General features: G+C 60.8%; 17 protein-coding genes. 13 read left to right on the forward strand and 4 right to left on the reverse strand.

Annotated features, from left to right (window positions below):
- Positions 1–33 precede the first annotated feature (33 nt).
- Both SGN16_RS14265 and SGN16_RS14270 read left to right on the forward strand, forming a co-directional pair.
- Positions 34–1,887 (forward strand): polyurethanase, encoded by a 1,854-nt coding sequence (locus tag SGN16_RS14265; protein ID WP_335944782.1) that lies wholly within the window; start codon positions 34–36, stop codon positions 1,885–1,887.
- Positions 1,888–2,046: 159 nt separating this feature from the next.
- Complete coding sequence (locus tag SGN16_RS14270; protein WP_335944783.1) at positions 2,047–2,433, forward strand: hypothetical protein; 387 nt, start codon at positions 2,047–2,049, stop codon at positions 2,431–2,433.
- 42 nt (positions 2,434–2,475) lie between these two features.
- Here SGN16_RS14270 and SGN16_RS14275 read toward each other — a convergent pair whose 3' ends face one another.
- Positions 2,476–2,700, reverse strand: a complete 225-nt coding sequence (locus tag SGN16_RS14275; RefSeq protein ID WP_058543094.1) for a YgdI/YgdR family lipoprotein — start codon at positions 2,698–2,700, stop codon at positions 2,476–2,478.
- 222 nt (positions 2,701–2,922) lie between these two features.
- Here SGN16_RS14275 and SGN16_RS14280 point away from each other — a divergent pair, with 222 nt between their 5' ends.
- The 4 genes from SGN16_RS14280 (at position 2,923) to SGN16_RS14295 (ending at position 10,024) form a co-directional block, all read left to right on the forward strand.
- Complete coding sequence (locus tag SGN16_RS14280) at positions 2,923–4,602, forward strand: VRR-NUC domain-containing protein (RefSeq protein ID WP_335944784.1); 1,680 nt, start codon at positions 2,923–2,925, stop codon at positions 4,600–4,602.
- A gap of 67 nt (positions 4,603–4,669) precedes the next feature.
- Entirely contained in the window at positions 4,670–7,012 is a 2,343-nt protein-coding gene (locus tag SGN16_RS14285) for an ATP-dependent DNA helicase (protein WP_335944785.1), read from the forward strand.
- Between the two features lie 116 nt (positions 7,013–7,128).
- A complete protein-coding gene (locus tag SGN16_RS14290; RefSeq protein ID WP_335944786.1) occupies positions 7,129–9,060 on the forward strand; it encodes a PAS domain S-box protein in 1,932 nt (643 codons plus the stop codon).
- A gap of 427 nt (positions 9,061–9,487) precedes the next feature.
- Positions 9,488–10,024 carry a hypothetical protein gene (locus SGN16_RS14295; protein ID WP_210638681.1) on the forward strand — a complete coding sequence of 179 codons (537 nt, stop codon included), beginning with the start codon at positions 9,488–9,490 and terminating at the stop codon, positions 10,022–10,024.
- Between the two features lie 31 nt (positions 10,025–10,055).
- Here the strand turns inward: SGN16_RS14295 and SGN16_RS14300 are convergent, their stop codons facing one another.
- Positions 10,056–11,393 carry a sodium:proton antiporter gene (locus SGN16_RS14300; RefSeq protein WP_335944787.1) on the reverse strand — a complete coding sequence of 446 codons (1,338 nt, stop codon included), beginning with the start codon at positions 11,391–11,393 and terminating at the stop codon, positions 10,056–10,058.
- A 244-nt stretch (positions 11,394–11,637) separates the two neighbouring features.
- On the opposite strand from SGN16_RS14300, the gene SGN16_RS14305 reads away from it, so the two are divergent.
- From SGN16_RS14305 to ligD, 4 genes are read left to right on the forward strand one after another with little or no spacing between them, the layout of a single operon-like run.
- A complete protein-coding gene (locus SGN16_RS14305) occupies positions 11,638–13,023 on the forward strand; it encodes an iron-containing redox enzyme family protein (protein WP_335944788.1) in 1,386 nt (461 codons plus the stop codon).
- Between the two features lie 9 nt (positions 13,024–13,032).
- Entirely contained in the window at positions 13,033–14,034 is a 1,002-nt protein-coding gene (locus SGN16_RS14310) for a class I SAM-dependent methyltransferase (RefSeq protein WP_335944789.1), read from the forward strand.
- Complete coding sequence (locus tag SGN16_RS14315; RefSeq protein WP_335944790.1) at positions 14,006–15,169, forward strand: carboxylate-amine ligase; 1,164 nt, start codon at positions 14,006–14,008, stop codon at positions 15,167–15,169. Before SGN16_RS14310 ends, SGN16_RS14315 begins: the two co-directional genes overlap by 29 nt.
- Entirely contained in the window at positions 15,166–17,784 is a 2,619-nt protein-coding gene (ligD, locus tag SGN16_RS14320) for a DNA ligase D (protein WP_335944791.1), read from the forward strand. The genes SGN16_RS14315 and ligD overlap by 4 nt, the downstream gene beginning before the upstream one ends.
- A gap of 86 nt (positions 17,785–17,870) precedes the next feature.
- Here the strand turns inward: ligD and SGN16_RS14325 are convergent, their stop codons facing one another.
- Positions 17,871–18,482, reverse strand: a complete 612-nt coding sequence (locus SGN16_RS14325; RefSeq protein WP_210638687.1) for a Yip1 family protein — start codon at positions 18,480–18,482, stop codon at positions 17,871–17,873.
- 167 nt (positions 18,483–18,649) lie between these two features.
- On the opposite strand from SGN16_RS14325, the gene SGN16_RS14330 reads away from it, so the two are divergent.
- The gene (locus SGN16_RS14330) at positions 18,650–19,150 is read left to right on the forward strand and encodes a CinA family protein (RefSeq protein ID WP_210638688.1); all 501 of its coding nucleotides are present in this window, start codon (positions 18,650–18,652) and stop codon (positions 19,148–19,150) included.
- Positions 19,151–19,252: 102 nt separating this feature from the next.
- On the forward strand, positions 19,253–19,657 hold the full coding sequence (locus tag SGN16_RS14335; RefSeq protein ID WP_210638689.1) for a VOC family protein: 405 nt from the start codon (positions 19,253–19,255) through the stop codon (positions 19,655–19,657).
- 65 nt (positions 19,658–19,722) lie between these two features.
- Here SGN16_RS14335 and SGN16_RS14340 read toward each other — a convergent pair whose 3' ends face one another.
- On the reverse strand, positions 19,723–20,871 hold the full coding sequence (locus SGN16_RS14340) for a PatB family C-S lyase (RefSeq protein ID WP_335944792.1): 1,149 nt from the start codon (positions 20,869–20,871) through the stop codon (positions 19,723–19,725).
- Between the two features lie 184 nt (positions 20,872–21,055).
- On the opposite strand from SGN16_RS14340, the gene SGN16_RS14345 reads away from it, so the two are divergent.
- Complete coding sequence (locus tag SGN16_RS14345) at positions 21,056–22,525, forward strand: methyl-accepting chemotaxis protein (RefSeq protein WP_335944793.1); 1,470 nt, start codon at positions 21,056–21,058, stop codon at positions 22,523–22,525.
- Positions 22,526–22,605: the final 80 nt, after the last annotated feature.

The following is a 22,605-nucleotide window of genomic DNA, read 5'->3' on the forward strand; positions in this document are numbered from 1 at the left end:
TTAGCATTCCAACAACAAAAGCGAGCACCAACCATGGGTATCTACGACTACCAGAACTTCAACACCACCGAGTCCAAAGCATTGGTCAGCGATGCAATGGCAATCATGCTGTATTCCTACCACAACCTCGACCATGGCTTTGCCGCCGGATACCAGTACAACGGTTTCGGCACTGGCCTGCCGGCGACCCTGGTCACCGCGCTGCTCGGCGGCACCGATTCCCAAGGGGTGATCCCTGGTGTGCCATGGAACCCAGACTCGGAAAAACTCGCCCTGGAGGCGTTGCAAAAGGCCGGTTGGACGCCGATCAGCGCCTCGCAACTGGGCTACGCTGGCAAGGTGGACGGACGGGGGACATTCTTCGGCGAGAAGGCCGGCTATACCACAGCGCAGGTGGAGATCCTTGGCAAGTACGGCGCCGACGGGCAGTTGAAGGAAATCGGCGTGTCGTTTCGTGGCACCAGCGGCCCGCGCGAACACCTGATCAGCGACTCCATTGGCGATGTGATCAACGATGTGATGGCCGCGCTAGGGCCCAAGGATTACGCGAAAAACTACGTCGGCGAAGCCTTCGGCAATCTGCTCGGGGACGTCGCTAAATTCGCCCAGGCCCACGGCCTTACGGGCCAGGACGTGTTGGTCAGTGGTCACAGCCTGGGCGGGCTGGCGGTAAACAGCCTGGCAGACTTGAGCGCCAGTAAGTGGTCTGGTTTCTATGGCAGCGCCAACTACATTGCCTATGCCTCGCCGACCCAGAGCAGTACTGACAAGGTATTGAACATCGGCTATGAAAACGACCCGGTGTTCCGTGCGTTGGACGGCTCGACCTTCAACCTGTCGTCGGTGGGCGTGCACGATACACAACAGGCGTCGGCCACCAACAATATCGTCAGCTTCAACGACCACTACGCGTCGGCGACGTGGAACGTGCTGCCGTTTTCCATCCTCAATATTCCCACCTGGATTTCCCATCTGCCCACCGGCTACGGCGATGGTATGGGCCGGATCCTCGACTCAGCGTTCTACGACCTCACGGAAAAGGACTCCACCCTCATCGTCGCCAACCTGTCAGACCCGGCGCGTGGTAACACCTGGGTGCAGGACCTCAACCGCAACGCCGAAACCCACACCGGCAGCACCTTCATCATTGGCAGCGACAAGGATGATCTGATCCAGGGCGGTCGAGGCAGCGACTACCTGGAAGGCCGTGCCGGCAACGATACCTTTCGCGATGGCGGTGGCTACAACGTGATATTGGGCGGGCAGGGCAGCAATAGCCTGCAACTGCAGCAATCGATAAAGGACTTCAGCTTCGCCCACGACGGTGCGGGGACGCTGTATGTCCGCGATGCCCAGGGTGGGATCAGCATGACGCGGGATATCGGCACGCTGGTCAGCAAAGAGTCCGGTTTGCTGTGGGGATTGTTCAAGGATGAAGTGAGTCACAGCGTGACAGCCAACGGTTTGGTCACCGGCGGCCACCTGACGGCGTATGCGTCATCAGTCAAAGGCAGCGCGGCTGACGATACGCTGGTGGCGCGGGCTACGGGCGATTGGTTGTTCGGCCAGGGTGGCAACGATGTGCTGGTGGGCGGAGCGGGTAACGATAGTTTCGTCGGCGGTGTGGGCAATGACCTGATGCAGTCGGGGGGTGGCAACGACACATTTATCTTCAATGGCGAGTTCGGCCTGGACCGGATCAGCGGTTATGATGCCGGCGACAAACTGGTGTTCCTCGGTGTCGAGGGGGCTGGGGCGGGGTATGACTACAGCCAGCACATGACCCAAGTGGGCAACGACACCGTGCTCAAGGTCGGTGTCAGTTCCGTGACCCTGGTGGGTGTTGGCCTGGGGGAGGTTGGAGGCGAGGGCATCGTGTTCGCCTGAACTGAGGTTGTTTGAGTCCGTGACGAGGGTGCTTGCTCGCGCCGGGTCGCGAAGCGGCCCTAAATCTGACGTCTGTCTGGACGTTACGAGTCAAGGGCCAGCAGCGCAGCGGGAGCAAGCGTCCTCGGCACAGTTGTTAGCGTTAGGAGAAGTGAAGCAGTGAGCAGTAAACAAGGCACTATCGTCGGCCTGATGTGGGTCCTGGCGTCCAGCAGCGCACTGGCGGAGTTGCCGGATCATTCCATTCTGACCCGCTACGGTATTACGTCGGATCAGTTGCCCGCCGCCCAGGCTGACAAGGCTGTCGAGACGCCGGCGCCAGGCCCGCGTTTCCAAGTACAACCCGAAAAGCCCTGGGTCTCGATAAGCCTTGGGGAAACAAAGAAGCCGGATACAACCGGAAATATCAGCATCGATCATTCCAATCAGCAGGAATATGAACGCTGCCTGCGATTGCAAGGTGATTCGTTGCGGCGAAAAGGCGGGATGATCAGGTGCGAAGAAGGAAGTCCGACGCCAGGACTGGGCATCGGGTTTACTCGATGACTTGATAACAGGCCCTCTCCGCAGGAGAGGGCTGGCAGATGCTCAGTCTTCCTTGCGGATCGTCGCCACGTCATCGGCGCGAACCCGGACTTTCTTGCCGGAAATGTCTTCGAATTCGTAGAAGCCGTCGGCGGTGCGGGTGTTTGGGGTGTCCTTGGTCAAATATTGGGTACCGTTCTGCAAAGTCACCACGGTGGGCGAGGCGCAGCCGGCCAAAGCCATGAATGCTACGGCGGCCAGGGGCAAGCCCAAAAACCTGATGTTCATATCCATAACCTCTCAATCAAAAGTACGCGGACAGCTGATTCGACCGCGCCATCACATTAGTCAACCGCCATTGGTCTCGCTTGCCGTAGGAAAGTTCATCGCTGGCTGAGGGATTTCATCTCTAAATATAGGAGACCGCTCATCTTTTGCAGTTGCCTGGAGCGGTCGTAGCTGATATCTGTACGCATAACCAGTACTTCAGCATCCGTGGCGCTTCTTTCCGTGACAGCCAACCCGCTCGACGATCCCTTTTACTACCTGAACAACTTCCAGCGCGTGCTCGCCTGGCTGACGCAACGCTATGCCGATGTGCTCAGTTCCGAAGAGCAGCGGTTTATCGGTGAATTTGCCGCATTGCCGCGTGCATCGCAGGGTTTGCTGGTACGGATGGTGATGCGCAAAGGGTTACGGTTTCGCCACAGCAAGCTCAATTATCCGGAAATAGGTGATATTGGCCGCGCCGTCGAGCCACTGCTGGCGCTGGGTTGGGTCGAGGAGCAGGCGCCCCTGAGCCTCGTCGAGCTGTTCGAGGTGCTGCTCAAGTCGGAAATCCTTGGGTGCCTGGGCCACCTGATCGAACACCCCAAGGCGAAAAAGACCGAATGGCTCCAGGCCTTGGATGAACACTTCAACCAGCCACAACCCTTTCGCAGTTGGTGCCCGCAGCTTGAGGATCGCCTGTTCAGCCTGACGATCATGAAGCTCTGCGACCGGCTGCGGCTGATGTTTTTCGGCAACCTTTACCAGGACTGGTCGGAGTTCGTACTGGCGGACTTGGGAATATTCACCTACGAAAGCGTCGAATTCAGCAGCGAGTCCCGCGGCTTGCGCAGCCGCCAGGACGTCGACGCCTGCCTGTTTCTTCACGATTGCCAACAGCGCTTCGAAGCTGGCGAGGCGATCGCAGGCATCGTCGCCCAAGTCAATGCCCTGGCCCTGGACAACCCTTGGCTGGAACGGCGCCGGGGCAAATTGCTGTTCCAGGTCGGCCAACATGGCGAACGCATCGGCGATTTCGCCTTGGCCCTGTGCATCTACCGCGATTGCACCTATCCCGGCGCTCGGCTGCGGATGATCCGCGTGCTGGAGCGCGTTGGCGAGTACGCCCTGGCCCTGGAGCTGGGCGAAACGGCGGCGCAATCGCCGCAAAGTGCCGCCGAAACCCAGGCGCTGCTTCGTATCCTGCCCCGGCTGCGGCGCAAGCTCGGCGGGCCGCCGGTGCCGCGCGCCATGGCCCGGGAGATGGAGCGCCTGGACCTGCAGCTGCCGCGGGTCGATCCGGCCTTGTCGGTCGAGTATTACGTCCAGGCCCATTTGCACGACGAAACCGCCCCGGTGCATTACGTCGAGAACAGTCTGATCAATTCGCTGTTCGGCCTGCTGTGCTGGCCGGCGATTTTTGCACCGTTGCCCGGGGCGTTTTTCCACCCGTTCCAGCGCGGACCGGTCGACCTGCTCAACGAAGATTTCCATGCCCGCCGCGCCGAGCTGTTCGCGGCCTGCTTCGCCGAGCTGGACGACGGGCGCTATCGGGACACCATTGTCCGCCGCTATGCAGACAAGTGGGGCGTGCAGTCGCCTTTCGTGTTCTGGGGGGCGCTGTCCGAAGAACTGTTGGATCAGGCCCTCGATTGCCTGCCGGCCGCACACCTCAAACAGTGGTTCAGCCGGTTGCTGCTGGACATCAAGGCCAACCGTGCCGGCATGCCGGACCTGATCCAGTTCTGGCCGCAGCACAAGACCTACCGGATGATCGAAGTCAAAGGCCCAGGTGATCGCCTGCAAGACAACCAACTGCGCTGGCTGGAGTTCTGCCAGGAGCACCAGATGCCCGTCGCCGTTTGCTACGTGCAATGGGCCGAACAACCCAGCGCGAGCAATCTCGTTCTCACAGGGGGCTAGCAGTGACAGGACATCTCGAGCCAGCCCGGCTCAAATGTGGGAGCGAGCCTGCTCGCGATGGGCGCGCATGACCCCGACGCCGAGCTACAGCATTGCCGTGCGGGCGTTGTGTGAGTTCACCGCCAAGGTGGGCGATCTTGACCTGCGCTTCACACCGTCGCCAACGGCCCTGGAAGGCATTGCCGGCCATCGCACCGTGGCGTCGCGGCGCAGTGAGGGTTACCAGGCTGAAGTCAGCCTCGAAGGCCACTACCAAACGTTGAAAGTCAAAGGCCGGGCCGACGGCTATGACCCCGTGCGCAACTGCCTCGAAGAGGTGAAGACCTATCGGGGCGACCTGAGCAAGCAACCGGCCAATCATCGCCAATTGCATTGGGCCCAGGCGAAAATCTACGGCTGGCTGATGTGCAACACATTGCAGTTGCCACGCATTGACGTAGCCCTGGTGTATTTCGACATCATCAGCGAAAAGGAAACCTGCCTCACGCAAAGCTTCGAAGCCGCGCAACTCCGGGCTTTTTTCGAGGAACAGGGGGCGCTGTTCCTGGCCTGGGCCGAACAGGAAATGACCCACCGCCAGGCGCGCAATCGCGGTGCGCAGACGTTGGTCTTTCCCCATGCCGGCTTCAGGCCTGGGCAACGGCACCTGGCCGAGTCGGTGTTCAAGGCCGTCAGCACCGGCCGCTGCCTGATGGCCCAGGCACCCACCGGCATCGGCAAGACCGTCGGTACGCTGTTCCCGATGCTCAAGGCCCTGGCGCCGCAGCAACTGGACAAGGTGTTCTTCCTCACGGCGAAAACCCCCGGGCGCAAGCTGGCACTGGATGCCGCCCAAGTCATCACTCGCAGCGCGCCGTCAATGCCATTGCGGGTGCTGGAAATGATTGCCCGGGACAAGGCCTGCGAGCACCTGGACAAAGCCTGCCATGGCGAATCCTGCCCACTGGCCCGCGGGTTCTATGACCGTCTGCCGGCGGCCCGGGCGGCCGCGAGCCAGGTCACGCTGCTGGATCAGGCGGCGTTGCGCGAGATTGCCCTGGCCCATGACGTTTGCCCGTATTACCTGAGCCAGGAAATGGCCCGTTGGGCCGACGTGGTGGTAGCCGACTACAACTACTACTTTGACTTCAGCGCCTTGCTTTTCGGCCTGGCGCAGGCCAATGGCTGGACGGTCGCGACCCTGGTGGACGAAGCCCACAACCTCGTGGAGCGGGGCCGGCAGATGTACAGCGCGACGCTCGATCAGTCGACGCTGGCAGCGGTGCGAAAAACCGCCCCTGAACCGCTGAAAAAAGCCTTGGAGCGAGTCAATCGCCAGTGGAACGCATTGCACGCGCCGCAGGTGATGGCCTATCAGGCCTATGAAAAACCCCCGGAAAAGCTGCTCCAGGCCTTGGCAAGCTGTACCACGGCCATCGGCGATTACCTCAACGACCATCCCCAAGGCCTGGACAGCGGATTGCAGGCATTTTACTTCGACGCCTTGCAGTTTGGCCGGGTGGCGGAAACCTTCGACGAACATTTCCTGTTCGACATCCACAAGCGTGAACTCGGCCGCCAGCGCAGCCTGTCGACCCTGTGCCTGCGCAACGTGGTGCCCGCCGGCTTCCTGCGCCCGAGACTGAAAGCGGCGCGCAGCAGCGTGCTGTTTTCCGCGACCTTGAGCCCTCGGCGCTATTACGCCGACCTGCTGGGTACGCCGGCGGACACGGTGTGGATCGATGTCGAGTCGCCGTTCCAGGCCGAGCAGTTGGACGTGCAGATTGTCAGTCGGATCTCTACCCGTTTTGCCCATCGCCAGGCATCCCTGGAGCCTATCGTCGCGTTGATGGCCCGTCAGTTCAGTCAGCGTCCCGGCAATTACCTGGCGTTCTTCAGCAGTTTCGATTACCTGCAACAGGTGGCCGGGCTGTTCGCCGAGCGGCATCCGCAGATTGCTACCTGGGCGCAATCGCGCGGCATGGGGGAGGCGCCACGGCAGGCCTTTCTCGAACGCTTCATGGAGCACAGCCAGGGCATCGGTTTTGCGGTGCTCGGTGGCGCGTTCGGGGAGGGTATCGACCTGCCGGGCTCACGCCTGATCGGTGCGTTCATCGCTACCTTGGGGCTGGCGCAGTTCAATCCGGTCAATGAGCAAATGAAACAGCGCATGGCCGCGATATTCGGCGACGGCTACGACTACACCTATCTGTACCCCGGCCTGCAAAAAGTAGTGCAGGCAGCAGGTCGGGTCATTCGTACTCAACAGGACCGCGGAGTGGTGATGCTCATTGATGATCGCTTCGGTGAGGCGAGGGTGCAGCACTTGTTGCCGCGTTGGTGGTCAGTTACTCAAGAGGCGCACAAATCTCCTTGTGGGAGCGAGCTTGCTCGTGATGGAGGAATGTCAGTCTGCATCAAAGTTGACTGACTGCCCGTTTTCGCGAGCAAGCTCGCTCCCACAGGGTGTTCCGATTCGAGAGTTTTTCCTGGCGCCTGACTTGCCCCATACTCCAAAAAAAGAATCCACACGGATGCCCCGGCCAGATGCCTGATAACGCCCCCAAGACCTCACTCATAAACGAAGAACAGCGCTTTCGCCTGCTCATCGACGCGGTGGTCGACTACGCCATCTACATGACCGACCCCTCGGGCATCATCACCAGTTGGAACTCCGGCGCCAGGCGTTTCAAGGGTTACGAAAAGTCCGAGATCCTGGGCCAGCATTTTTCCCGTTTCTATACCGAGCAGGACCGCGCCGCCGGCCTACCGCAACGCGCGCTGGACACGGCCCTGCGCGAGGGCCGCTTCGAAGGCGAGGGTTGGCGTGTGCGCAAGGATGGCACGTTATTCTGGTCCCACGTGGTGATTGACCCAATCATCGATGGCCAGAGTGGCGCGTTGCTCGGTTTCGCCAAGATCACCCGTGACCTGACCGATCGCAAGATGGCCGAGGAAACCCTCAAACAAAGCGAGCAGCAGTTTCGCCTGCTGGTGCAAAGCGTCACCGATTACGCCATCTACATGATCGACCCGGACGGGCAGGTGACCAACTGGAACCTGGGAGCGCAGCGGATCAAGGGGTATCTTCCAGCGGAAGCCATCGGCCGGCATTTTTCGATGTTCTACACCCCTGAGGATCGTGAAGCCGGCGAACCGCAACGAGCGCTGGCCATCGCCGCCAGCGAAGGGCGTTTCGAAAAAAAGGGATGGCGTGTACGCAAGGATGGCACGCGGTTCATGGCGCATGTGGTCATCGATGCGATCCGTAATGACACCGGTACGCTGCTGGGGTTTGCCAAGATCACCCGCGACATCACCGACGCCACCCAGGCGCAGCAGGCCCTGGAACAGGCCCGTGAAGCGCTGTTCCAGTCGCAGAAACTGCATGCCATCGGGCAACTCACCGGCGGCATTGCCCATGACTTCAATAACCTGCTGACGGTGATTCTCGGCAATCTGGAAATCGTGCGTAAGCGCATGCCAGCTGATCCGAAACTCACCCAATTGCTGGACAACGCCACCCAGGGCGCGCTGCGCGGTGTTTCCCTGACCCAACGGATGCTGGCGTTTGCCCGCCGACAGAAACTGACCTCCGAAGCGGTCGAGCTGTCAGCGCTGGTGCGGGGCATCAGTGGCTTGCTGCAAAGCTCCATGGGCCCGTCGATTCACATCCAGACCGACTTCATCGAGGCGCTCTCGCCGGTGTGGGCCGACGTCAACCAATTGGAGCTGGCGATCCTCAACCTGGCGACCAATGCCCGCGACGCCATGCCCCATGGCGGTCGAATAGTGATTACCGCCGATGAACGCCAGGGGAGCGAGGCTGGACCGGACAAGCCGATGGCGCCCGGTCGCTACGTTTGCCTGTCGATCACCGATGAAGGCGAGGGCATGGATGAGCAGACACTGGCCTCGGCCGTGGACCCGTTTTTCACCACCAAGGGCGTCGGCAAGGGCACCGGACTGGGGTTGTCCATGGTGCATGGCCTGGCCGAGCAATTGGGCGGCCGCCTGATACTCAAGAGTCAGAAAGGCATCGGTACTGTCGCCGAGTTGTGGTTGCCGGTGGCGCAAGGTTCGGCAGTGGGCAAAGCGTTGAGTCAAGCGCCGGCCTCGCAGCTGGTAAACGAGCTGCTGGTTCTGGTGGTCGACGATGACAGCCTGGTGCTGACCTCCACCCGTTTACTGATCGAAGACCTGGGCCACCGGGTCCTTTGCGCGCCCTCGGGGTCTCAGGCGCTGGAGCTGTATGAGCGCAATCGGGACATCGATCTGGTCATCACCGATATGGCCATGCCGCAGATGGACGGTGCACAGCTGGCGAAATTGCTGCGTGAGAAGCAACCGAGTCTTCCGATTATCCTGGCCACCGGTTACGCCGAGCGTCTGGAAGGCTTCGCCAGCCAACTGCCACGACTGACCAAGCCGTTCAAACAGATCGATCTGGTGCAGATCATCGGGCAGACGATGGAGTAGACACGCACCGGTGATCTATTGCTGACGCTATGTGGCGAGGGGGCAGGTGTTTACTCGGTGTTTTTCCTGAACCCGCGCAAATTCATTGCGCACAGGCAAAACTGCAGCACGATCAACGCATACGCATCTGAGTGCAGCCCCCAGACAACCCACAGAATGTTACTGGCAATGAAACAGCTGAACCCCGCCATCCGGCGTCGCGGCTGGCGTGAGCCGATCAACCAGGCAGCCAATACGGTCACCACCATCGCCGGCCATTGCACCCATCCAAGATAATCCACATGTCCCTCCTCATACGCTTTGATGATTTAGAGACCCTTGATGGTGGTCGAGCGTTTCGTTGGACCTCTGGTCCTTTGCCTGGAACTTGCCCGGTGCCCGGTTCTTCTAACGAGTCCGAATCATCATCGAGGCGCTGCCTGCACACATGCCCAGAATACTCACCGGGCCAACCCCGGAAGAAGAACTGACTGAACACAACGCCAAGCTGTTCGGCTCCCCCAAGGAACGACTGGACTTTTATCGCCGGGAAATCCAATACGAAACCAGCATCCTGGCCAATCGAACCGATGCGTACCTGGCAGCCCAGTCCTTCCTGGTGATCGCCTTTGCCTCGTGCATGGCTAACCTGAACCCGGAGTGGGGCAAGTTGTTCACCTTGATCGTGCCGCCATTCCTGGCCCTGCTGGGATTTTTGAGTTCGCTCAACGCCTGGCCGGGTATCCGGGCGGCCTACGACATCATTGACCACTGGCATTTCAAACAAAGCGAATTGCTGCGCGCCGAACCGCTGATGGGCTTGGCCTACGATGACTCGCCGCTGTTCAGCGAGCGGGAATCGACCCACAAGGGCTACCGCAAGTCGTTGCTGTTTTCGGTGCGCACGCCGTGGATCTTTGCCACATTCTGGGTATTGCTCGGGGTGTATTCGGTTTATATCCAGATAAGCAATCCGGGTGGTTGATGAGCGGGGACGAGTTCCCTCGCCACAGGCCTCAAGCCGATTTTTTATGGCGCTCATACCACGCCAATGTCGGCTGTGTACTCAACCCATGAACCAGGATGCTCAAAGCCACCACCGACAAGGTCAGGTTAATGCACAGCTGTGCCACCCCAGGCTGCAAGTCGTGGTTCAAGGCATAGAACAGATAAAACAGGCTGCCGATACCACGTATGCCGAACCAGCCGATCAGCAGCCGTTGCGGCCCGTCCAGCAGTCGCCCCCAGGGCATCGCCAGTACACTCAACGGGCGGATGACGGCAAACAACAGGGCACCAATGGCCAAGGCCCGCCAATCCCAATGGTTGGCCAGCACGACCCCCAGCAGGGTAACCAGGAACACTTCCATGGAGCGCTCCACCAGGCTACCGAACGCGAGCATGTCGCTCATCATGACGCCAGCGGCCACCTGGCCTTCGTCGAGGGACTCGGTATCCCCCAGGACCGCTTGCCGGGGATCGATGGCTTCGTGGCCTACCACCGGTTGCACCCGGTGTTCGGCTGGCGTTGAGTCACCGTCGGTGGACTGCACTTCAGCCTGACGCAGGCCCAGCCCGGCGGCGAACACCGAAAGAAAACCATAGCCCTGGACCGCTTCGGCAGCGACATAGGCCAGGGCGATCAGCGCCAAGGCCAAGTAGTCGTTGGGTGACAAGGTGCTGTCGGCATTCTTGATGCGCATCGACAGGGTCAGCTTGCCGATACCGCGCCCCATCCAATAACCAATGAGCAAACCGGCCGGCACCGCCCACAACACACTGCGCAGGGCCCAGTCAGCGAGAAAGCCGCTGCCATCCTCGCGCAGCATCAGCAGGCCCAGGATCACAAAGGGAAAGGCCGAGCCATCGTTCAATCCAGCTTCGCCCGACAGGCCGAAACGCACTCGATCGTCATCCCGCGCATCGTTGACCTGTACCAACGCCGCCAGCACCGGGTCGGTGGGCGCGAGCATCGCGCCGATCAGCATCGACACGCCCCAACTGAGGCCAAACAGATAATGCAGCGCCAGGCACAGGCCAACGATCGACAGGATCATCACCGGCCCGGCCAACCCATAAGCCACACGCCAGGTCCGGTCCTTGAGGGGCAAGCGCAGCTTGAGGCCGCTGACGAACAACGAAAACACCACGGCAACTTCCGTGAGGTGCTCCATCCAGCCCGACGAGTCGGTGATGTCCAGCTTCAACAGCTCCAATCCCAACGGCCCGATGGCGACACCCAGCACCAGGCACATCGCCGAGGTGGTGACCGGCATCCAGCGCAAGTAGGAAGAGGTCAGGGCCAGGGTCAGCAATACGGCACCGAGCACCGCTACCCATACAGTGAAGATCATTGTGGCTCCTTGGACACGGGGAAGGCCCTGACTGACATGAAACCTGTGGCGCCACAAAATGAAGCCAGCGTTAGCACTTGCCATTCATTCGAGGGTTAGAGCGACGCAAGGGTTCCCACTAAAACGGCACGGCTCCGTTTATCCGGCGGCGTTTCAACTCAAGGGAATTTTTCGTCGCACAAAGCGCTCTGCAAAAATAGAGACGTGCTGACTCAGCGTCCTGCAAAGAACCCAAGAGGCCCTTATGACTGCGCTGACAACCCTCCAATCCCGGCCTGCCACCGTGCAACCTGTCACTGACGCCGGGACAGTGCGCCAATGCTACGAACGACTGCTCCAGGGCCCCGACGATGCTGACAAACAAGCCGTCGCCCAAGCGTTTATCGAGCAATGTGCCGAACAGGCTGCGACACTCCCTCAGGAAATGCCCGATGACCCTATGGCGCTGCAAGCCTGGGTCGAGCAACACAGCGCTGGCGTGGCCCGGCAATACGCCGAGTACCTGGAGCGGCGCAAAGGCGGCGGCCCGCGCGAATTCTTCAGCAGCAAGGCTCACGCCTTGTATTTCCTGCAAGCCGTGGCACCCACCAAACTCGTCGACGGCGCCTGGCTGTATGGGGTGCTCAAGCATTGGCACGACCACCGCTTCGAAGGGCTGCTGTGTACCTATCTGGAAGAACTGGGCGACGGTAACCCAGCACAGAACCACGTGGTGATCTACCGCAAGCTGCTCGCCGAGTACGGCCTGCAGGATGCCCCGGACATCGACGACGAACGTTACCTGCAAGGCGCGGTGCAACTGGCCTTGGGCTACGCAGGGGATGAATACCTGCCCGAGGTCATCGGCTACAACCTGGGTTACGAGCAGTTGCCCTTGCATCTGTTGATCAGCGCTTACGAACTGAGCGAACTGGACATCGATCCGTACTACTTCACCCTCCATGTGACCATCGACAACGCTAGCACCGGCCATGCCCACAAAGCTGTGCAGTCGCTGCTGCAACTGATGCCGATGGAGGCCGGCCGTGAATCCTTCTGGCGCCGGGTTACCCTGGGCTATCGCCTCAATGACCTGGGGCAGGGCAGCCGAGCGATCATCGAGTCATTCGACCTTTATCAGGAAGTACTGGACATGCTTGAGCGCAAACGCCCGTTCGGCCAGCACATGCACTCCGACTACTGCAAGTTCGAAGGCAAGACCGTCAACCAGTGGCTCTCGGCACCAGGCCAGCTGGAGGGATTTTTGACGGCAATGCAGAACAAGGGCTGGATCAAGCGTCATGAGGACCCGCAGAACAGTCGGTTCTGGACCCTGATCGAGGGTGCGGGGGCAGCTATGTTCGGGGTATTCAGCCCTTACGAAAAGCAGCTGCTGCACGACTGGATCGCCGGTGACTGGCTGAAGGAGGGCGCGCGTGGCAGCCCACGCCGCAACCTCGGCGCGGCCAGCGAGCCACACACGGCAATCGACGATCCTGATGTGCAGAACCTTCAGCAGACCCTGCGAGGCCAGGCGCCTGATGAGCAGATGCAAACCCTGATGCCCTGGCTCTCGGCCCGTTGCCACAGTCATCCGGCCGGGCTGCTGGCGACCCGAAAGTTCATCGAACTCAAATCCGTACTGCGCTAGGAGCCCTGCATGAATCAGGAAGAACGCCTGTCCGAAGCTGACCTGGCGCTGCTGCAACTGGGCCGGCGCCTGCAGGCCGACGGTTACCGTTTCATCACGCCGACGCCCCTGACCCATGAACGGGTCAACCAAAGGCCCGGCAACGAATGCGCCAAAACCCTGCGGGATGTGTTTGGCTGGTCACGGCCGTTTGCTCCGGGGCTGATCAGCGCCGATGAGCAGCGGCAATTGCAGCAAGCCCAAGTGTTGGAAGAGCGCGACGGCCTGTGGCACAGCCGGGTGCGTTGGTCGAGCCTGGATGGCTTGTTGTTCGCCCATTCGCAATTTCCCACCCAAGCCAACGATGCGGTGTTTTTCGGCCCGGACAGCTACCGCTTCGCCCAACTGATCCATACTCATCTGCAACAGAGTTTCACGGCGGTGCACCGCGCCGTGGACATCGGTTGCGGCGCGGGTGTCGGGGCCATGGTGATTGCCCGGGCTCGGCGCGAGGCCCAGGTGTTGGCCTTGGACATCAACCCGCTGGCCCTGCGCCTGAGTGCGGTGAATGCAGCGCTGGCCGAGGTGGCCAACGTCGAGATCGCCCATAGCGACGTGCTTGAGGACGTAGAGGGGAATTTCGACCTGATTGTCGCCAACCCACCCTACATGGCCGACCCGTCCGAGCGCGCCTATCGCCATGGTGGTGGGACACTCGGCGCCGGGCTGTCGCTGCGCATCATCGAGCAGGCCTTGCCTCGGCTCACACCGGGTGGCTCGCTGGTGCTCTACACCGGCGTGGCAATGGTCGATGGCCGCGACCCGTTCCTGGAAGCGCTGGGGCCGTGGCGCGACTCAACGGATTTTGGCTGGACTTATCGAGAATTGGACCCGGATGTGTTTGGCGAGGAATTGCTCACGCCGGGTTATCAGGACGTGGAAAGGATCGCCGTGGTGGCGTTGGTTGTAACCCGCATCGGCGCGGGTATCGGAGGGATTATCGATGAACAGGCGCATGAAATTCGGGATTGAAGAGGAGTATTTCATCACCGACCTGCAAACCCGCCACATGCCCGGTGAGCCGCCCACGGCGGCGGTCGCTGCGTGCCAGGAGCAGTTGGGCAAGCACTTTGCCCATGAAATGTTCCAATGCCAGATAGAGATGGCATCGCCCATCTTTCGCAGCCTGGCCGAAGCCGCCGATTACCTGAACCAGGTCCGGACCGGCCTGAACCAGCGACTGGCGCCCCATGGCCTGGGGCTGCTCAGCGCCGGTTCACACCCAATGGCCACCCAGGTCCTGCAACCGACCGATGAACTGCATTTCCAGCAACTGTTCGACGATTACCAGCGGGTGGCGCGGCGCAGTGTGCTGTCGGGCCTGCATGTGCATGTGGAGGTGCCGGCCAATCAGGACCGGGTGCGGGTCATGAATGAGGTGCTGCCTTGGCTGCCCATGTTCCTGGCGCTGAGTGCTTCTTCGCCGTTCTGGAACGGCGCCTACACGGGCTTTAGCAGCTATCGACAAGTTGCCTGCGATGAATGGCCGCGCATGGGTGTGCCGGAGTTTTTCGAGGACGAGTCGGCGTTCGCCGGTTATGTCGACCTGCTCATGCGCACCGGTTCCATACGCCAACCCAGCGACTGTTGGTGGGTGATACGACCTTCGTCGCGTTATCCGACCCTGGAATTGCGCATTTGCGATGCCTGCCCTCGGGTCGAAGACGTTCTGTGCATTGTCTCGCTGTTTCGCCTGATGGTGGCCCATGCCATCGCCCAACCGCGACCCGGTGCCCATTACAGCCCGATGTCCCAGTGGATCCTCAAGGAAAACCGCTGGCGGGCCAAGCGTTACGGGATTCTCGCGGAGTTCATTGTCCAGGGGCAGGAGCAACCCATGCTTATCGGTGAATGGCTCACTCTGGCCGAGCAAACCTTCGGTGAAACCGCGGCGCAACTGGGCGTCCAGGATGTGTTCAAGCAAGCACGCCGTATCGTGCAGGAAGGCATCAGTGCCGACCGGCAGGTCGTTCTCTATGAACAAGGGTTGTTGCTGGGGGACTCCACCGAACAGGCCTTGAGCCGAGTCGTCGATCAACTGTTGGCGGAAACCGCCGGGAGGCCTGCGGCCGACCCGGCCTTGCAACACGTAGCAGGTGGTCCATGAGTAGCAAGACCCTTGATGATTACAACCGCATGCGCGATTTCGCCGCCACGCCGGAACCAGCGGGCAAGCGCGCGGGCAAATCGGCGAAAAGCGCCCACGCCCTGCAGTTCTGCATCCAGAAGCACGATGCCTCGCGGCTACACTACGATTTCCGCCTGGAGCTGGACGGCGCGTTGAAGAGCTGGGCGGTGCCCAAGGGGCCGTCTCTGGATCCCAAGGTCAAGCGTTTGGCGGTACATGTCGAGGACCATCCGCTGGATTACGCGACGTTTGAAGGCAGCATCCCCGAAGGCCATTACGGCGCCGGCGAGGTCATTGTCTGGGACCGGGGCGTGTGGATTCCCCAGGGTGATGCCCATCAGGACTATGAAAAAGGCCGACTCAAGTTCGAGCTGCAAGGCGAAAAGCTCAGCGGCCTATGGAACCTGGTGCGCACCCACATGCCCGGCAAGCAGGAGCAATGGTTCCTGATCAAGCATCAGGATGAAGCGGCTCGGCCCGAGAGCGAATATGACGTGGTGCAGGCTGAGCCGGACAGCGTGCTCAGCGATCGCTCGATCGTGCCCAAGCATCGAGGCAAGGCCGCCTCAGCCAAACCCGTGAAGCCGCCCGAAAAAGCCCCTCGACCCAAGTCGACGAAAAGGACCGCGAAAACCACCCTCAGCGGCGCAACGGCCGGGCCGATGCCTGAGACGCTTAAACCGGAGCTCGCCACGCTGGTCGAACGGGCACCCGACGGCGAATGGCTTTACGAGATCAAGTTCGACGGTTACCGAATCATGGCCCGTATCGAAAACGGCGATGTACGGCTGATCACCCGTAACGGCCATGACTGGACCGATAAATTGCCCAAGCAAGCCAAGGCCCTGGCCGGGTTGGGGCTGGAATCGGCTTGGCTCGACGGTGAAATGGTGGTGGCCAACGAACAGGGCGTGCCGGATTTCCAGGCCTTGCAAAATGCCTTCGAGGCCGGCAGCAGTGGCAAGATCGCGTATTACTTGTTTGACCTGCCGTACCTCAACGGCATGGATCTGCGCAAAGTGGCCGTTGAGCAACGCCGGGCCGCATTGGCAGCAGTGCTGGAACGTAACAAAGACCCTCTGCTGCGGTTTTCCGATGCCTTCGAAGAAACCCCCGAGGCACTGCTCAACAGCGCTTGCCAGATGCAGATGGAAGGGCTGATCGGCAAACGACTGGGCAGCGCCTATGTTTCCCGGCGCAGCAATGACTGGATCAAGCTCAAGTGCAAGAACCGCCAGGAGTTCGTGGTGGTCGGCTTCAGCGATCCAAAGGGTGCCCGTAACGCCTTCGGCGCCTTGCTACTGGGGCTGCATGATGCCGACAGTGGTGAGTTGCGTTACGCCGGCAAGGTCGGCACCGGGTTCAACGAAATCACCCTCAAAAGCATCTACCAACAGTTGTTGCCCTTGGAGACGAAAAAGGCCGCCGTGGTCAACCCGCCCACCGGCTACGAAGCCAAAGGTGTGCACTGGCTCGAACCGACCTTGTTGGCCGAAGTGGCGTTTGCCGAGATGACCAAGGAAGGCTCGGTGCGCCACGCGGTGTTCCATGGACTGCGCAATGACAAACCGGCCAAGGAGATTACTCAGGAGCTGGCGAAACCGGTGAAAAAGCCCTCCACCCAAAAGAAAACCTCCGCGCAAGCGCCATCGAGCACATCCAAGGCGAACGCCAGACACAAAGCCAGCGAAGTGCCGGCCATGGACGGCAAAGTTCGCATCACCCATCCGGATCGCGTCATCGACGCCAGCAGTGGCACCACCAAACTGCAACTGGCTGAGTATTACGCCAGCGTTGCCGAGTTCATCCTCCCTGAACTGGCGGACCGCCCAGTGGCGCTGGTCAGGGCGCCGGACGGCATCGCGGGTGAGCTGTTTTTCCAGAAGAATGCCGAGCACTTGGCAATTCCTGGCATTACCAGCCTGGACAAGGCGCTAACAGGGCAGCCAGTGATGATCATCAATAACGCCGAGGCCTTGATTGGCGCGGTGCAGATGAGCACGGTGGAGCTGCACACCTGGAACGCCACGACGGTGAACCTGGACAAGCCCGACCGCTTTGTCCTCGACCTTGACCCGGACCCGGCATTGCCTTGGAAAAGCATGGTGGAGGCCACCCAACTGACGTTATCGGTACTCGATGAGCTGGGGCTCAAGGCGTTTCTCAAGACCAGCGGCGGCAAGGGCATTCATGTGGTGGTGCCGCTGACGCGAAAACTGGGTTGGGATGAGGTCAAGGGGTTCAGCCATGCGATCGTCAGCCACATGGCCAAGCTGCTACCGGACCGTTTCTCGGCCGTGTCCGGGCCAAAAAACCGGGTAGGGCGGATCTTCATCGATTACCTGCGCAACGGTCTGGGCGCCACCACTATCTGCGCCTATGCCGCCCGCACCCGGGAGGGATTGCCGGTGTCGGTACCGATCTTTCGCGAAGAGGTCGCCGAGCTCAAGGGGGCGAATCTATGGAATGTGCACAACGTGCATGAGCGTCTGGCGCAAGTCGGTCACGAGCCTTGGGCCGACCTCAAGAAAACCCGCCAAAGCATCACCGCCGACATGCGCCGGCGCATTGGTATGAAGAAGGCTGACAAGTAGGGCTGGCAGGGCACCCCATGGCGAAGGAGCAAGCTCCCTCGCCAAAAAAACATTCAGGTATTTCATCCGGATGCCTGGCGTGTCTGTCAGCTCGCTGGAAAACGCAGATATTCCGGCTGCAACACGTTAAACCACAGCAGGATCATCTCCACCAGGATAGTGACCAGCACCAACAACCCGACGCCCCAGACGCTGGCCGAGTACAGCAGGCCTTGTTCCTTCTTGAGACTCATGAACTTGGGCAGCCCGACAAACAGCAAAAACGTCGAATAAGCCGAGGCCAGTGCCAATACGGCGACCGCTAGCCAACGGTTAGGGTAGAGCCCGAAGATCCCGGCCAGAAAGTAAGGCGTGGCGGTATAGGCCGCGAAACCAATGCATTGGTTGACCGTTGGACGCACGTCGAAAGTGCGTGACATCCAGCGAATGAACAACCCCATGAGGGCCACGCCAGCGACGATGGTCAGGTACAGCAGCACGCACAACTGCAGTGCGCTGGCGCTGCTGAGCCGTACCGTTTCGTTTTCCGCCAGGCTCCAGCCAGTCCAGGTGGTGCCGATGAACAGGCACACCGCAGGAATCAAGGCCAGTAACAGCAAATGCCCCAGATAATGCCGTGGGTGAGCCTGCTCTTGTTCGCGGATGTCCGCCCAGGCGAACTCGGGATGAGTGAACAGTTTGACGAAAGGTGCAGACATGACGACCTCCTGATCAAGACAGCCTCCGCACGAGGCTCCTATGAATTTGAGGTACAGGAGCGGGGAGCGGTTTCATTTATTTGCCGTGTGCAGGCCATGGCGCGATAAAGGGAATGAATCACAGTGGCAAGGGTCAACCCATCAGCACCATGAAAGGACTGCTTGCCATGACCGTTGCCCACTTCATTTGTGAGTATCTGCGTGAACATGAACTTCGCCTGACCACGGCCGAATCCTGCACCGCCGGCCAGATCGTCACGTTACTGGCCGAGGTGCCGGGCTGCGGTTCGCTGATCGAGAGCGGCTATGTGGTGTATTCCCCGGAGGCCAAACAACGGCTGCTTGGGGTCAGCCCGCGCACCATCGAGATGTTCAATCTCACCAGTCGCGAAGTGGCCGAAGAAATGGCTCTCGGCGCCTTGCACGACGCTAACGCCAACGCGGCGGTGGCCACCACCGGCATTCTCGGGCCGGACGACATGGATGGTATCCCCGCCGGTACGGTGTGTTTTGCCTGGGCGTTCGATGTGAATGGCCAACGGGCACTGTTCAGTCGCCAGGAACGCTTTTTCGGCAGTCGCGGCCAGGTGCAGTTGTGGGCCGCTGAACACGCACTCGTTCAACTGCGCTATTTTCATCAACGGGCTTTGACCGGTGAACGCAGATAGGGCGGGCCGAGCAGGTTTGTGATTACGAGCGAATGGGAAGATTGGGTGATTGCCAAGGCGCCGTCCTGAGCAACCGCACCGTCGAAATACGAGGAGCACGACATGTTCAGCCACATACAGATCGGCGCGCGCGATTTGCCGAAAATGGTCGCCTTCTATGATGCCGTTCTCGGTTGCCTGGGGTTGGTGCGCATGGCGAGCGAAAACGACTCGGGGCCACCGGGGGAGGGCTGGCATCAACCTGGAAAGCCGTGGCCACAGGTCTTCGTGCAACTGCCGTTCAATGGCCTGCCTGCCACGTGGGGCAATGGCATGCAAGTGAGTTTCGCCGCAGATTCTCCGGAAACCGTGCACGCCGCCTGGGAACAGGCCATTGCCCTGGGCGGCTTCGACGAAGGTGCTCCGGGCCCCAGGCCACATTATTCGCCTGGGTACTTCGGGGCGTATTGCCGGGATCCGGAGGGGAACAAGTTGTGCTTCGTGTATACGCCAGAGATGCACGGGTAAGACGCTGAGCCAATTGTGGCGAGGGAGCTGGCTCCCACGCCACAGGGAATCTCTGGTCTGTGCAATCAGCCCCTGGCTTTCAAACTCCGCTCCATCCGCGCAATCCCTTCCTCCAGCAGCGCCCGCGGGCAGCCGAAGTTCAGGCGTACGAACTGCCCGGCATCGTCACCGAAATCCAGCCCGGCGCTCAGGCCGACCTTGGCATCCTTGAGGAAGAACCCGTGCGGGTCGTCCAGCCCTAACCCGGAGCAATCCAGCCAGGCCAGGTAAGTGCCCTGGGGCACCGTCATGGTGACGCCCGGCAGGCGAGTGTCAACGGCTTCGACCAGGTAATCGCGGTTGGCTTGCAAGTACACCTTCAGGCCGTCGAGCCACGGACCGGCTTCGCTGTAGGCCGCGCGGGTGGCTTCAAGGCCCAGGGCATTGACGCTGTCGACCATGCCGGCCCGGGCACTGTTGACCCGCTCGCGGACCTTGGCGTTCTGGATGATGGCGAACGAGGTTTTCAAGCCGGCGATGTTGTAGGCCTTGCTGGCGGACATCAGGGTGATGGTGCGCTCGGCAATTTCCGCGCTGAGGGACGCGGTGGGGATGTGCACTCGACCGTCGAAACACAGTTCGGCATGGATCTCATCGGAGATGATCCAGGCGTCCTGCTCCAGGCAAATGTCTGCTACGGCCTTGAGTTCTTCCCGGTCAAACACCTTGCCCAGCGGGTTGTGAGGATTGCTCAGCAACAGCGCGCCACCACCCTGCAACGCCTCGCGCAACGCGGCCAGCGGCGTGTGAAACTCGCCATCGACCGGGTCGAACGGCAGTTCCACCTTGTTCAGTTGCCAGTGACCCGGGGCGTTGCGCAGCGGCGGGTAGTTGGGCACCTGTACCACGACATTCTGCTGCGGTTCTACCAGCGCGTGCAGCGCCATGTTGAAACCCGGCTCGACGCCGGGCAGAAACACAATCTGCTGGGGCTCGACGCGCCAGGCGTACTTGTTCCACAGATCCGCGACGATGGCCGCACGCAGGTTGTCCTGGGCCACGCTGTAGCCCAGCATCGGGTGTTCCAGACGTTTGTGCAGTGCATCGATGATCACCGGCGGAGCAGGGAAGTCCATATCGGCCACCCACATTGGCAACACATCGGCCGGGTAACGGCTCCATTTAGTGCTGCCGGTACCGTGGCGCTCGAACACCGTATCGAAATCGAAAGTCATGGGGGTTCCATCAGTTCGGGAGTTGAGATGGCGGACATCATAAAGCAAAGGTCGCGGATAAAAGGTTAGTGGCGCAATGCCACCAATTGATGGTAATCAGTTACAGTTCCATTGCGAGATGCCGATAAGGCCTGAAACCGGCATTGGTAACGGACCCTCCAAGTATCCGAAAAGGACAGCCCCCATGACCTCGCCCGTGCGCTTCAACGATCATTACCGCAAAGCCGATCGCATTATGCTGGGGCTGCTCTGGCTGACGTTGCTGTATTCCCTGTGCCTGGCGTTCATGCATTCGACGTTCACCCAGGCGTTGCTGGTGGGGGCGAGCACCTGCGTGCTGACCACCGCCCTCTATCGCGGCTTGGGCGGCAGCCGTGCCATGCGCTGCATCATCGCCGTGGCGCTGATGGTCATGGCAGCGCTACACATCAACCAGACCCATGGCGTGATCGAGTTCCACTTCGGGATTTTCGTGCTGTTGGCGGTGCTGACGTTCTACCGGGACTGGCTGCCGATTGTCGTGGCCGCCGCCACCATTGCCGTCCACCACCTGGGTTTCCACTGGCTTCAGCATCAGGGCTATCCGGTGTTCGTCATGGATGCCCATGGCGGCTGGAACATGGTCTTGCTTCACGCGTTCTACGTGGTGGTGGAAAGCGTGATCCTGATTTACCTGGCGAACCAGAGCCTGGCCGACGCCACGAAGTTGAGTAGCAACGCCGATGCCCAGCGCAGCCAGGGTGTCAAAGTCTCCTCGGCGGAGCGTTTCGATCATTTCCTGGAGCAGGTGACCAACCTGGTGGACGGCGTGGTGCGCGATACCCGAAACCTTTCGGACCTTGGCCATGACCTGTCCCAGGTCGGCCTGACCCTGGAAAACGGCGCTCGTCACCAGTTGGACGAAGTGGCGCAGATGAGCGGTGCGATCAGCCATTTGATCCAGGCCATGGAAAACATCGCTGGCCACGTCGATCAGACGCTGCAACGCGCCGGACAGGCCAACGAGCAGGTCAACCGAGGGCGTAGCACCGTTGACCAGACCCGCGAAGAAATCGTCGAACTGGCCGGGCGTATCAACCTGACTAATGAAACCGTGCAGGTCCTGGCCGAACAGGCGCAACAGATCGGTCAGGTGCTGGATGTGATCAATGGCATCGCCGAACAAACCAACCTGTTGGCCCTCAACGCGGCCATCGAAGCCGCCCGGGCCGGCGAGCAGGGGCGCGGTTTCGCCGTGGTGGCGGACGAAGTCCGGACCCTGTCCCAAAAGACATCGACCTCCACTACGGAAATCCAGCAGATCATCGCCAAGCTGCAACAGGGCAGTCGCCAAGCCGCTGTCGCCATGCAAGACAGCCGCGACGGAGTGCAACGCTGCGTAACCGCCAGCCAACTTGCCTCACAACTGCTGCACGCCGTGGTGGAAGACATTGCGGTGATCAACCACTTCAACGACCTGATCGCCAGCACCACCCAGGAACAGTCCAAGGCGTCGATGGGCATCAATGAGCGGCTGCAGACCGTCCAGGCCGTGGCTGAGCGCAATGCCGACAACATTGGCATCCTGACTCGCAGCAGCCAGTGCTTGCCGCCGTTGGCGCAGCGGTTGGCGGTGTTGGGGCAGGCGTTTCATGGCAAGGGCGGGGCGGCCTGAGCCGAGCACGGCCCTCACACCGGTTCTCGGGTGTACGCAGGTCGGGCGGTCATCACAAATCCCCTGTGGGAGCGAGCTTG

The sequence above is a fragment of the Pseudomonas sp. G166 genome (assembly GCF_037027455.2).
Taxonomy (GTDB): domain Bacteria; phylum Pseudomonadota; class Gammaproteobacteria; order Pseudomonadales; family Pseudomonadaceae; genus Aquipseudomonas.